5 protein-coding genes are annotated in these 13,178 nt (G+C 42.5%); all 5 read right to left on the bottom strand.

Features of this window, described 5'->3' with window-relative positions:
• Nucleotides 1-20 precede the first annotated feature (20 nt).
• The 5 genes from LC454_RS01065 to LC454_RS01045 all read right to left on the bottom strand — a co-directional run bounded on the left by LC454_RS01065 (nt 21) and on the right by LC454_RS01045 (nt 13,122).
• Nucleotides 21-2,945, bottom strand: a complete 2,925-nt coding sequence (locus LC454_RS01065) for a glycoside hydrolase family 2 TIM barrel-domain containing protein (protein WP_223578273.1) — start codon at nt 2,943-2,945, stop codon at nt 21-23.
• A 16-nt stretch (nt 2,946-2,961) separates the two neighbouring features.
• Complete coding sequence (locus LC454_RS01060; RefSeq protein WP_223578271.1) at nt 2,962-5,487, bottom strand: beta-galactosidase; 2,526 nt, start codon at nt 5,485-5,487, stop codon at nt 2,962-2,964.
• Between the two features lie 134 nt (nt 5,488-5,621).
• Nucleotides 5,622-7,979 (bottom strand): glycosyl hydrolase family 95 catalytic domain-containing protein, encoded by a 2,358-nt coding sequence (locus LC454_RS01055; protein ID WP_223578269.1) that lies wholly within the window; start codon nt 7,977-7,979, stop codon nt 5,622-5,624.
• Between the two features lie 163 nt (nt 7,980-8,142).
• On the bottom strand, nt 8,143-9,762 hold the full coding sequence (locus LC454_RS01050) for a RagB/SusD family nutrient uptake outer membrane protein (RefSeq protein WP_223578267.1): 1,620 nt from the start codon (nt 9,760-9,762) through the stop codon (nt 8,143-8,145).
• An 18-nt stretch (nt 9,763-9,780) separates the two neighbouring features.
• Nucleotides 9,781-13,122 (bottom strand): TonB-dependent receptor, encoded by a 3,342-nt coding sequence (locus tag LC454_RS01045; RefSeq protein ID WP_223578265.1) that lies wholly within the window; start codon nt 13,120-13,122, stop codon nt 9,781-9,783.
• Between the last annotated feature and the right edge of the window lie 56 nt (nt 13,123-13,178).

Here is a 13,178-nt window from a genome sequence, read left to right as displayed (position 1 = left end):
ATTTAATTTCTTTTTATTTGTTATTGAAATAGGGTTATTTCAGCCAATCCTGCTCTTCCCTCAGAGACTTCCAAAATACTGACCCGCATAAATTGAATCATCTTATCCAGTTTTACCGGTTTGAAATCCCATCCCGTACATTCTTTTTCATAAAGCTCCTCCCAGATCGTTCCATCGAGTGATCCCTCTACTTTATAGCGGTATTTCGAACTATCTTTCTGCAAACGTATACGACTACCAACCACCTTCGTCGGCTGATTGAGTTCCAAGGTAACGACTTGAGGAAACCTATCCTGATCCGCAATCCACCAAGAATAGTCATCGCCGTCGGTGATATGGGCAATTGGAAAATCCAGATGTGTCGACGTTGCTGTCACCTTTTTGAATTTCACTTTTGGCCTAGCCAATAGTTCTTTATCCCATTTTGTTGGTTTAGCAGACACATGATCTTCCTCATTTCCGCCAAACGCCAAATGATCACCGTCTGGAATTTCACTGGATACTGGACGAATAGATCGAATCGCTATGTTTCCGCTTTCAAGTCCTTCGGCTGATGCGCTGATATAAATTTTCCCGCTCTTCTTACTTGTACGAACAAAAGCAAATCCGATTCCCCCTTCAACAACTTGTGGATTAATTGCAATACGAGCCGAGTTGTCGCCAATCAAATGACCTTCGCCTGTAACCTGAATACGGACCGCTGTCTGTGCATCATGCAACAGGTTGCCCTCTTTGTCACATACTTTAAAATACACCGGAATCATATCGGATCCATCTGCAATCGGTTGAATTCCATGATCCGGAATAAAGACTTCAATATGATGAGCTTCACCCGCTGTATGAACCGCATGTTTCGCAACTACTTTTCCTTTTACATAAGCAAGCGCTTTCAACTCACCGGCTTCATATCCGCCCGCATCAAAAACAAAACTTGGACTCCCGCCTTTTCCCACGATGTACGGGTAGAGTTTAGCTCGTCGATCACGAGTCTGTCGCGCAATCAATTTCCCATTTCTATAGAGTTCAACAGCTTCACAATTTGAATAAACTGTGATTTCCGTGCTTGATGTTTTTAGTTTTTCCGACGAATTATAAGAGGCAATAAATACCATGGGACCTTTGAAAATTCCCTTTTGGTCCAACCGGTAAGGACGCATACTCTGCATCATGTAATAGGCAAATTTCGGGTATCTGTTTACATCGACCACACCGGAATACATGGTCTCTTCCTCAGCGCCACGGGTATAATCATTATAACTCCACATAAAATGTCCCCCCATACGTGGATTGGCATCCAACATACACCAGTCGAAATAGCCATTTCCATTCAGTTGATGTAATCGGCTACGCCCCTGCCGCATTTGCTCGTATTCATTTTCGGTCATGCTCACCCTCGGTTTCTCCCCTACTCCATCACCCCATTCTCGAGTCAGCAAAGGTTTAATCGCTATTTGATCCTCCAAATAATTACTCATCACATTTCCATCTTTGGGATATTTCGAAACCTGTTTATAAAAGACATCATAATAGGATTCTGTATCCTCATGGCTAAAGTAATCGCCTGCAGTATAAAACTGATCTCCGGGATATTCAGCATGTGCAGCTTCGGCGATACGCTTGACTACGGACAAGGGATAGCTTGTTTCATTTAATGCTGTTTCCCAAAGCACAACAGAAGGACGGTTTCGGTCGCGACGAATCATACTGCGTGTGATGGATTCCAGACGATCCGCAAATTCGGGAGCCTTATTAAAATATTGCCATCCAGGCACACACTCAACAACCAAAAGCCCATGACGGTCGCAAGCCTTCAAAAAAGCAGGGTCATGCGGATAATGAGCTGCTCGAACGGAATTATATCCACCGCGTTTCATATCGATCACTTCCCGCTCCTGTACCGAATTTGAAGCCGCGTCACCAACATGCGGATAAGCTTGATGTCGATTGGCTCCGACCATATACACATGCTCACCGTTGATAAAGAAGCCACCATCTTTGCTATAACGGATATGACGAATACCAATTTGCTCAGTACGCTGATCCACCTCAGTACCGTTAGAAAGGTAAACACGATTCTCCAAGTTATAGCAGTTCGGACGGTAGGGATGCCACAATCCTGGGTTCTTGACTTCCAACTGTTGATCTATCCGTCGACGTTCTTGCGGTTTCAGCTCAAATAATACTCGCTGCTGGCCCACAACTTTCCCTTTGGTATCTTTCAGTAAGGTCAAGAGATATCCCTTCTTGGTCACTTTGTCATCATTTTTCAATTCGGTATTTACGGCTACAATGGCCTTGCTTTTATCCACCTTAGGATAATGAACAAAAACACCCGAATTCTGGGTCGCATCCGGTTCCAGTTCATCGGTAATGCGCAAGGGATCGGACACAATCAATTTAGCATCCCGATAGATTCCGCTATAATAGTAGAAATCAAGTCTATCCTGTGGCTTACCCGGAGGCGTCAACGGATCATATTCAGCTGATACCCGAACCGCAATCAGATTGTTTGTGTGATCAAAATGGAGCTGATCCGTTATATCCAAGGTAAAACCAACGTATCCACCGTAATGCTTACCGACGCTTTTGCCATTGACAAACACTTCACAGCTGTTCATCACACCTTCAAACTGCACAAAGACCTTTTTACTTCGATCATGATCCGAGAGTTTGAAATAACGCCGATACCAGCCTATTCCATCGTAGATAGCATCGCCACCGTTGTGCTTCTTCTCAAGCTGCATCACATGTGGCAATACTGCTGGGATCCATTTGGAGTCATCCAAACCAATACCCTCGCCACCTTTAAAATCACCACGATAAAAGGCCCAATCCGTGTTTAGTTGATATTCGATACGGCTCGTTGGCTTGTTCCCAAAACTCTGGAGACAGGATCCCCATACCAGTAAAAGCAGGATCGTGAATTCTCTTAAAAACTTATTCATTCTTCATAAGTATTGATTATCTATCTTTTCTTACCTCAGCAGTATTAGGATACGGCAAAATTTCTAAGGCTTGTAGCAATGCTCCATTTTCTGTCTGTCTCAGCCCAAATGTGAGTACATTTTTCTTCGACCCAAAATTCAGCCAACATTCCGGAAGAAAAAATTCACGTTGAGGCCCTGCCTCCCAATGACGTCCGATGTTATGTCCATTAAGCCACATATAACCGTTGCCCGAAGCATTAACTTTAGCCATCCAAGGCACCCATAAATCTTTCGGGAGTTTGTCCAGGTTAAATTCAACCCGATACCAGGTAACCAGGCCGTCCTGCTTACCTTTGGGTTGTACTTGGTTACCTTTACGTGGAATTTCATTCACCGTATCCAGGGAAATCTTATTCCAGCCAGTATCATCAAAATCGGGCAAATTCCAGCCTCGCTGTATGCCAGCAAGATCGGTCGAAAACTCCCATTCCAAGGGGTGCGTAAGCGCGGTTTCACTTAACGAAAGTCCCGCATGATGAATACCAGCCAGTTCTTCCATAGGTACATAGCCATGTGCGTGCCCCAAGTTTTCATATGCCACAACAATTTCATTTTCTCCAGCTTTCAATAAGCCCGCAACATCAAAACGGTTGTCGTATTCGTCTAAGCGAATACGCTCAAAGGCATTGCGCGTTGTCCAACTTTGCGCATCGGCACGGTCTGGAAAAAGCCGCTTGGCAGGCTTTCCATTAACAAGTACCGATACAATATCCCGTGTGTACATATTGAACAGTAAATAATGTTCACGCTCAGCTTGTTTTGCGGTCAAGACCACATGGCTACGATAGATACTATATCTAAAATCATTGATGTCCATATCAGAAAGACTCACTAATTGTCGCATACCGTTCCAATCTGCCAGGTCAGTGGCATCCTCGGCCTTGCGAGCTGTGCTGATACGGATTCCCGCTGGCACTTTGGAAGGTCGTTGAATGGTGTCAGCCTTGTTGGGCCACCAATCCCCCTTAGCCGTCGACTGTCCAGCTGAGACCACCAAAATCTTTGATTCCAAACCTGCCAGATCATATTCAACCTCGATCTTATCCATTTTCAAAATTTGATTTGCCAGTTGATCATCTGTTTTAATCAATACTTTCTCACCATGTTGGTTCACATTATAGATAGGTTCTTTGACCAGATTGGTGCTATTGGGTAATAAGGTAACTCTTCCTTTAATCGCTTGCTTGGGGTCTGTGTTATGCAAAAAGATAAATTTGGTACCATCACTGGATACTCTCACTCCTCCAAATAATGATTTTGGTGCGCCTTGCAGTTCACAAGGACCGCCTTCCGTGCGGACTAGTTTGGATTCAAATTTTTGGATGAATGCACCTATTTCTTTAGCAGCAAGGTATTTCGGACCAATGGCACCGTTTTCATAAATCGCTGCATTATAGTCATAACTTGTGGTCATACCCCGTGCTCCCCAGCCATCTAAATGCGTACCACCGAAAAACATGTAGTAATTGATTCCGGTTCCACCTCCCAGCATTGTCATTAAACCAATTGCTTTAAAATGTCTGTCATCGGAATAATGTTCTTCGCTCAATCTTCCCGTGACCAGCGAAAACCATCCACCTTGTAGTTCGGTCACAAACCCGGGAGCATCAGGTTGCTTTTTGCGCAGATCCATCATGCGATACGCGCAGCTCGGTGCGTCCGATGGCCCACTCACATAGTAGTTATCGCAATCGAAGACCTGCGATAATTCGGGGTCTATGCTCCCTCTTGTTTCATTTGTCAGGCAAGTAAAAACAGGAATATCCATTCCACTTTTCTTGACCGATTCATTCAGGGCTTTCAACACTTTATCTTTTCCCGGTGTCCAGTGTGCATCGTACTCATTTTCGATCTGGATCATAATAATCCCTTTTTTTCCCTTCTCTTTATGTGTAATCTGCTCATCTTTCAATTCCTTGCAGACAGCATCAAACCAATGCTGGGACCAGGCAATATGCTGCTCATCATTTCCACGCAACCAAAATCCCTCTAAATTCTCGGGACGATATTTGGCCAACCATCTCGGATATCCGCCGCCAGAAAATTCGGCACAAATAAAAGGGCCGGGACGAACAATCGTATAAAAACCAAACTCCTCCTGTGCCATCTTTAACCACCTTTTGAGGTCGGAAAAATCGAATTTGGATTGATCTTGCATATCCCTTGGAATATGGCGTTCATGCCAATTCCAGGGCACATAGGTTTCTACTGTGTTGAATCCGGCCTCTTTAATTTTTTTAAATCGATCACGCCACAAATCTTCTGGGCAACGGAAGTAATGGAAGGCAGCACTATAAATATAAACATCCTTCCCCTCGATAGTCATACAGGAGCCGTCATAACGAATTCGTTCAGGATGGGCAAATCGCTTGATCGGCCTCGCCTTATCTCTATCTTGGGCAAGTACGATCGAAGTATAAAAAATAATGCAACAGAAAAGTATATGACCTATAAATAAAGCACCATATTTCCTCCTCAAAACTAACTTGAATATATTCATCTCTAATATAATATGTCTCTTTTAACGCTCATATGGAATAGCCATATGAGTCTATTCTTAATTCCATTGGCATCGCATGGTTTGAACAGCGCTATTTTCTTTTTAAAGCACATCACTACCAAATATCCAATGGCTTATAAACGATTTAGAATTAATGGCTTCTTACCACCTACTTTTACTTTTTTGACATGATCCTTGTACCGCAATTTGACTGTTGTATCCTCGTCTGCAGTTAGCGTTACCGAAATCAAATTGCCCTGACTCCACTTCAGGTCAACGGTTAATCCCTGACGGGCACGCAAACCTTTAATTTCACCATCAGACCAAACTGGCGGTAAAGCAGGTAATATATGCACCTCTTTATTATGGCTTTGGATCAACATCTCAGCAATTCCCGCGGTACCACCAAAATTTCCGTCAATTTGAAAAGGTGGATGTGTATTGAATAGGTTGTTTAATGTTGTCTTGGCGAGCAATGCCTGTACATTTTTACCAGCTTCTTCACCGTCGAGCAGCCGCGCATAAAAGTTAATCATCCAAGCCCTGCTCCATCCTGTATAAGAACCATTGCGGTTGCTTTCGTTTTCATTATAGAACCGACGACGAGCGATCGTTTTGCGCGCTGCTTCAAACAGTTCCTTTTTATCTGAAGTAATCGACTTCCCTGGATAAAGGCCAAAAAGATGGGACATATGACGGTGCCCCGGTTCTACCTCTTCATAATCTTCAATCCATTCCTGGATTGTCTGATATCGTGGGCTAATCCGGAGAGGAGGTAATTTAGTTAGCACCTGTTTCAGTTTTTTTATAAAATCAGTCTCTTCGCCAACCACTGCGCCTGCTGTTAGACATGCCTCAAATAACTCACGAATGATCTGTATATCCATGGTTGCACCATAAGTCAGCTGAAATTCTTTTCCGTCAGCCATTCGATACCTATTCTCCGGGGAATTTGATGGTGCTGTGACCAGATAGCCCTTATGATCTTGGACAAGATAGCCCAAAATAAATTCAGCGGCTTCTTTCATTGAAGGATAAGCTTCTTTTGTTAGGTAAGCCTTATCGTTGGTAAATAAATAATGATCCCATTGATGGAGTACCAGCCATGCAGCAGCGATGGGGAATGTACCCCAGCCTACACCATCCGCAATTGCTGTCCGTCCGAATGGATCTGTGAGGTGGTTCATCGTCCAACCCGAGGAGTTATAGGTCTTCCGTGCAGTTACTCGCCCCGGCTCACGCAAGGCGCTTATCAAATTTGAGAAAGGAACTACTGTCTCCGAGAGGTTACAGACTTCGGCCGGCCAATAGTTCATCTGGATATTGATATTCGTATGAAAATCCGAACTCCAAGCGGCATTCATATCCTTGTTCCAAATCCCTTGTAAATTGGCAGGAAGCACACCAGGACTACGTGAAGAACCCATCAATAAATAACGTCCGTACTGAAAATAAAGACTAATCAGAGAAAGATCCTGATTTCCCTCTTTTACCTTTTTCAGGCGTTGATCCGTTGGTAGATCCGAGGGCTGTCCGATATTAAAGACCACACGGTCAAAAAGTTGACGATGATCAGCAATATGTCTGGAAAGAATCTGTTCATAATGCTGTTTTTGAGCCTGATCCAATAGCGCCCGACAGCGGGCCAAAGGGTCAATATGATGATCGAAGTTCAATTTTGTAACATCATAATCTGTCGCTGCCGTAAAGTAAAAGAGCACTTCATCTGCATCCTTGACAAAAAAAGAGTTTGCGTTTGTGATCATGCTTCCACCTTTGTGGCTTCCACGAACTATACCCGCAAATTTCATATGCGCCCCTATTTCGCCCCCATCTTCCATTGGCAAGTCCACCACTTGTCCCTGAATTTGTAGCTCATGACTTGATAAAGGGGTAGCAACGGCATCCTGCTCCCGTGAATAGGAAAACCGGAAGGTTAGCTTTCCGGGCCTGTCAGCTGACAGACGAATCACGATTATGTTATCGGGTGCTGAAGCAAATACTTCTCTTGTATATTTTACGCCATCGATACGATAGCTACTTGTTGCTAAACCTGTCTGTAAATCAAGATCACGACGATAGTCGGTGACTTGTTCCCGCCAAAAGCCCTCAGTTCCAAAATCAATTCGAAAATTGCCGAAGGATTGATAGGATCGTATACGCAAGGGATTGCTCTTCAGTTCTTTTTCAGACAGAGCAACGGCTTTTTCGATCTCACCGGCAACTAGTAAACGTTGAATTTCCGGTATTTTCCCTGCTGCAGCTGCATTGGCATCCACTTTGGCTCCCCCCCATAGACTTTCTTCATTGACCTGGATATTTTCCTTATTCCAATCTCCATAAACCATAGCACCCAAACGTCCATTACCGACAGGAAGGGCATCCTCCCAAACTTTAGCCGGTTCACGGTACCATAACACGTGATCTTGATGTTGTGCTTTTAGCTGCATGCCGGAGAGCATTAATATGCAGCTCCATAAATATACTTTCATTTAGAAATTGTTATTAGTGTTTACGCTCAATCAAACAAATGTATTGCCACTGCATGGTTATTTAAATCATCTTTTCTATGCCTAAACTTAGTCTAAAAATTGATAATAACCAGTTTAACAAAGTTTTACATCTTTTTTTCGATGTAAAACTTTGTTTTGGGGACTAATTATACCCAGGAGTTTGTGTCAGGTTTTTATTGAGATCGATCTGCTGCTGGCTAATCGGCAAATACCTATTGAATGGCTGAAATTGTCTCGTTTCCACTGAAATAGGTTCTCCAATCTGTATTAACCGCTTGTCCTCATTAGATTCATCCGCATTAATGACCCCCATCCAACTACCTTCTGCTTTTCCATTCAATACATTTTTGGCAATATCCCAACGGATAATATCCGCTCTTCTCAATCCTTCGAAGGCAAATTCTGCCCGGCGTTCACGACGGACCAGTTCCCTTAACTTGTCTTTAGATGCATATTTAATCCGATTCACTTTAGGCATTCCCGCACGTTCACGAACCATATCCAAACTTTGGTACATTTCTTCGTCCAATCTACCCAATTCTATCTTAGCCTCTGCAATGGTCAATAAAACCTCAGCGTAACGACTAACAATTAAATTCATGCTCGTATTCCATGGATCATCGTATTGGGAAATTGGAGCGGTGTATTTTTTGAACGAGAATCCTGTCTTTGATGCGTTATTGGCTCCATTAAAATAATCCGGATTGCTTACCTCTTTTCCATCTTCATTGATATTTTTTGCCAATGGGTCAAAGACACGACCATTCCAATCCTGTCCTGGATAAAGAATAGACATTTTCAATCGTGGATCCCTATTTAGAAAAGGATATCTGCTGTCATATCCACCAGTTAATTTTGCCTCTTCGACAGTACTTCCGTCTTTCATTTCGTACGCATCTACCAAGGCCTTAATAGGGACAATAGAAGACCAGCCTCCGTCGCCATTCGGAAACAATGCTGCAATAAGCCAATTTTCCAAGTCATTTGCCTTATATTGTACATCAAGGATAACCTCTTTGTTATTCACATTCGCCAATTGGAAAGTACCATCATAAGTTGGAAACAATTGGTACACGTTTGATGCTTTGATCGCTGTTGCATCAGTCAAAGCTGCCTCATAGTTACCCAAATAGAGGTTAAAACGCATGCGAATAGCCAAAGCTGCACCTTTTGTGATATGTCCGACTTCTGCAGAACTATATTTTTCAGGAAGCACTGCAGCAACAGCTTTCAATTCTTCTAGAATAAACTTCTCGACTTCAGCTTTTGGAGTACGCGTCAACCGTGCCTCCTCAATAGTCGCATAAGTTTTAGTTGCGAGCGGTACGTCACCATAATTGTTGGTCAACAGGAAATAACGATAAGCCCGTAGAAAACGAACTTCAGCTTTATAACGTTCTTTCAGGTCGGTATCTTTAAAATTGATCGCATCAATGTGTTCCAAAAAGTCATTACAACGATTAATTGTCGTGTAATCGTATAATTCTGCCCCGGGGTCCGCAGAGCTCATCCCACCATTTCCGATCACTTGCCACCCCTCATGCTTGTGAAAACTATACGCATTATCAGACGCACAATCGCGATACAGAATCTCTTCAGATTCCCAGCCACGATAACAACCAACTAAAGCAAGTTTGGCATCCGCTTCTGTTTTCCAAAATGTCTCTGGTGTCAATGCATCGCCAGGAAACTTGTCCAAGAAATCCGAGCATGACTGTAAACTAGCTGTTGCCAGCATAATTAATAAATATATCTTTTTCATTTGTATAAACCCTCTCAACTAAAATGTAATATTCATTCCAACAGTATTTACCTTTACCTGAGGATAATACGACCCAGACCCCGCAGGCATTTCCGGATCATAACCCTTCAGGAATTTGGTTATGGTCAATAAATTCTGTCCACTATAAAATAACTTGACCTTTGATGCCCCTATTCGGTTTGCCCAGACATCAGGAAAAGTATAGCCAAGTTGCAGATTTTTCAATCGTACATATTGTGCATTTTGGATCCAGTAATCTGAAACAATTCGATTGGGGCTACTTATTCCATTGTTGTTCTGAATACGTGGGATTGTACTTGTCGGATTTTCAGGTGTCCAACGGTCAAGCCAAAAACGCAAGGGGCTTCCTGTATCGCCACTGAACTCACCTATACCCGATGACTCAACATAGCCGCACACGCCAGTAGCGCCCTGAAAAAATGTCTGAATATCAAAACCATGGTATGCCGCACTGAGGTTTAACCCAAAAGTATACTTCGGATCAGTGGAGCCGAGTATTGTGCGGTCATCAGCGGTTATATTCTTATCTCCATTGCGATCAACGTAGCGCAGATCACCTGGCAACACTTTGTTGTTTGCCATTTTATATTGTGCCCAATTTTGAATATCTTCTGTACTTTGGAATAGTCCTGCAGTTTGGTAACCATAAAAAGAATTGATGGCTGCGCCGACTTGCTTAATTTTCCAACTTCCGTCCAAAAGATAAGGATCTCCACCAAGGTCAAGAATACGGTTGTTGTTGTAAGAAAAATTAGCGGTTGCACTAAAATCAACTGCTCCCAAGCGTTTTCGGTAGGTCGCGATAGCCTCAAAACCTTTATTTTGCATACGGCCAACATTATCGACATAGCCCTTTAGTCCATAGGTTGCAGGGGCCAAAACCTCCATGAGGATATCAGTTGTTAACCGGTCGTAATAATCTAATGTAAGGGTCAGATTGTTTCCGATACCAAGATCCAATCCTAGATCCCAAGTACGCGTCTTTTCCCAAGTGATGCTGCGTTTATTTGCTTTTTTTAGTGTCGCTCCAGGATAAATCACGTTATTAAACGGATAAGAGTAGTCTTTGCCTAAACCAATTACAGGTATTGAAGGATAGTATTCTAAAGCGCTCTGATTCCCCAAGCGCCCCCACGACCCCCTGAGTTTAATATTGCTAAAGGTCGATTTTGCAAATTCCATAAACGATTCCTCTGAAAGTCGCCAACCGGCTGAAAAGGATGGAAATGTGCCCCAACGATAACCTTTGGAGAAACGGCTGGATGCATCTCGGCGAACATTCGCTTCGAAAAGATAAATACCTTTATAATCATAATTAATACGACCAAAATAGGAAAGCATGTTCAGGTGTTTTGTATCACCTTTATTTGTTTGTCCGTTTGTATCGCCAGCATCGATATCTGTGAGGTCGTTATTTGGAAAATTCTGCCGATACATCTCTCCATATTTGTAATCATATTGCTCGGCATGATAACCTGCCAATGCACCGATGTGATGATTTGAAAATGTACGGTCAAAATTTAAGGTAATGTCACCGGTATACATTGTCGATATCGTTGTTTTCTCAAAGAGCTTATTTGGCCCTTGATATTTCGAGGAATTATACCAAATATCTTTTCTAAATTCATGCGAATCATCCGTTGACGGCCTATAAGATCCCTGTGCTTTCAAGGAAAGACCATCGATAAATTTATATTGTACACTACCAATCGCATTAAAACGGCGTTGGACCTCATCAGTGGTTGCACCCTGGTCCATCCACGCAATTGGATTTCCGTCACTGATCGTACCATAATTGCCATTTGCATCTTTGTAAGGAATCCATGGTGCCATTTGATTAGCTAGACGAAAGTATTGGTCCATACCACCTACGTATGGATTAGTGGGCTCCTGAAGCTTGCGATTCGATAAGTACATTGACAAACCGATATCCAGGTTTTTTATTGGAGTCATATCCAAATTTGTACGGACATTAAATTGCTTTTTTGAAGTCAACTTAATAATACCATCTTGCCCCTGATAGCCTACACTTCCCATATAGCGGACTTTCTCTGCTCCTCCTGAAATATTGAGATTATGCTGGTGCTGAAATCCCGACCCCTTCAAAAGTAAATCGTGCCAGTTTGTATTTGGATATTTATATGGATCTGTTCCATCTTTAAATGCTTTGATATCTTCCGCGGTAAAACGTTCCTTTTTCCCATCTAGCCTCAACCCCTCATTGTACAATTCTGCATATTCCCATGAGTTCAGGCGTTCGGCAATATTCGTCGGATTTTGTTTACCAAAGAAATTGCTGTAATTGATCGTTGTTTTCCCTTCTTTACCTCTCTTAGTCGTTACAAGGATTACCCCATTAGCAGCCTTAGAACCATAGATCGATGCAGAAGCCGCGTCTTTCAGTACAGATATCGATTCAACATCATTGGGATCAACATTTTCCATCGACGATTCAATCCCATCAACTAGCACCATCGGATTGGAGTTATTCAATGTCCCGACCCCACGAACGCGAATTGTTCCATTATCTTTACCTGGCTGACCACTCCCCTGTGTGATTGTCATGCCGGGAACCAAACCTTGAAGTCCCGCTGAAAGTGAGCTGATCGGTCTATTTTCCAATTGCTTTGGAGAGATTGTTGCGACTGCACCAGTCAAATTGACTTTTCGCTGCGTTCCATAACCAACCACAACAACCTCTTGTAAATCACCAACCTTCTCGGATAGAGTCACTTTATAAACACTTCGACTATCAATAGTTGTTATGAATTGACCATAACCAATCAAATCAAATTGAAGTTGATCTCCTTCTTTGACCTGAATTTCAAATTCCCCATTTTCATTTGTCGCTGTTGCAGTCCCATGAATGACTTTGACCGTAACCCCTGACAGCTTATTTCCCTTATCATCAGAAACAGTTCCTTTTATGACACGTTTCTGAATTTTCACACCTTCATTTTTAGATGTTAATACGCTATGGTTTACCTTTTCAACAATAATTCTATTGTCACGAATAACGTAAGTCAAACCATTATCTACCAACACTTTATCAAGAACCTGTTTTAATGGAACATTTTCCAACTTTAAGGAGAGCTTATTTCCACTGCTCCTTAGGTCCTCTTCTAAATACAAAAAGTGGTAACCCGATTGTTTACTAATTTTAGCGAGCACTTCCTTCAATAAAGCTGTCTTTGTCGTAAGGCTAACCCGCTGTCCAAAAACATTGGCATTTACCTGACTGCTCATCAACAGCATAGTAAGCACAGTGACCTTAGTCCTATTGAGATACTTTAAAGCATAGTCGTATCGATTGAAATATGCTATATATTTTCTATTCATTTGATTCAGATATTAATAATAATTAATTGGTTTTTAACATATTGAAATCGTCATCA

Origin of the sequence: Sphingobacterium sp. GVS05A, from assembly GCF_019969845.1 — a bacterium.
Taxonomy (GTDB): domain Bacteria; phylum Bacteroidota; class Bacteroidia; order Sphingobacteriales; family Sphingobacteriaceae; genus Sphingobacterium.
The sequence above is the reverse complement of the archived record's forward strand: the minus strand, read 5'-3'. Positions and strand labels throughout refer to the sequence as shown.

Bases quoted from the DNA above. Each gene is read 5' to 3' on its own strand.
- LC454_RS01065 (WP_223578273.1), bottom strand. From the start codon at position 2,945: ATGAATAAGTTTTTAAGAGAATTCACGATCCTGCTTTTACTGGTATGG.
- LC454_RS01060 (WP_223578271.1), bottom strand. From the start codon at position 5,487: ATGAATATATTCAAGTTAGTTTTGAGGAGGAAATATGGTGCTTTATTT.
- LC454_RS01055 (WP_223578269.1), bottom strand. From the start codon at position 7,979: ATGAAAGTATATTTATGGAGCTGCATATTAATGCTCTCCGGCATGCAG.
- LC454_RS01050 (WP_223578267.1), bottom strand. From the start codon at position 9,762: ATGAAAAAGATATATTTATTAATTATGCTGGCAACAGCTAGTTTACAG.
- LC454_RS01045 (WP_223578265.1), bottom strand. From the start codon at position 13,122: ATGAATAGAAAATATATAGCATATTTCAATCGATACGACTATGCTTTA.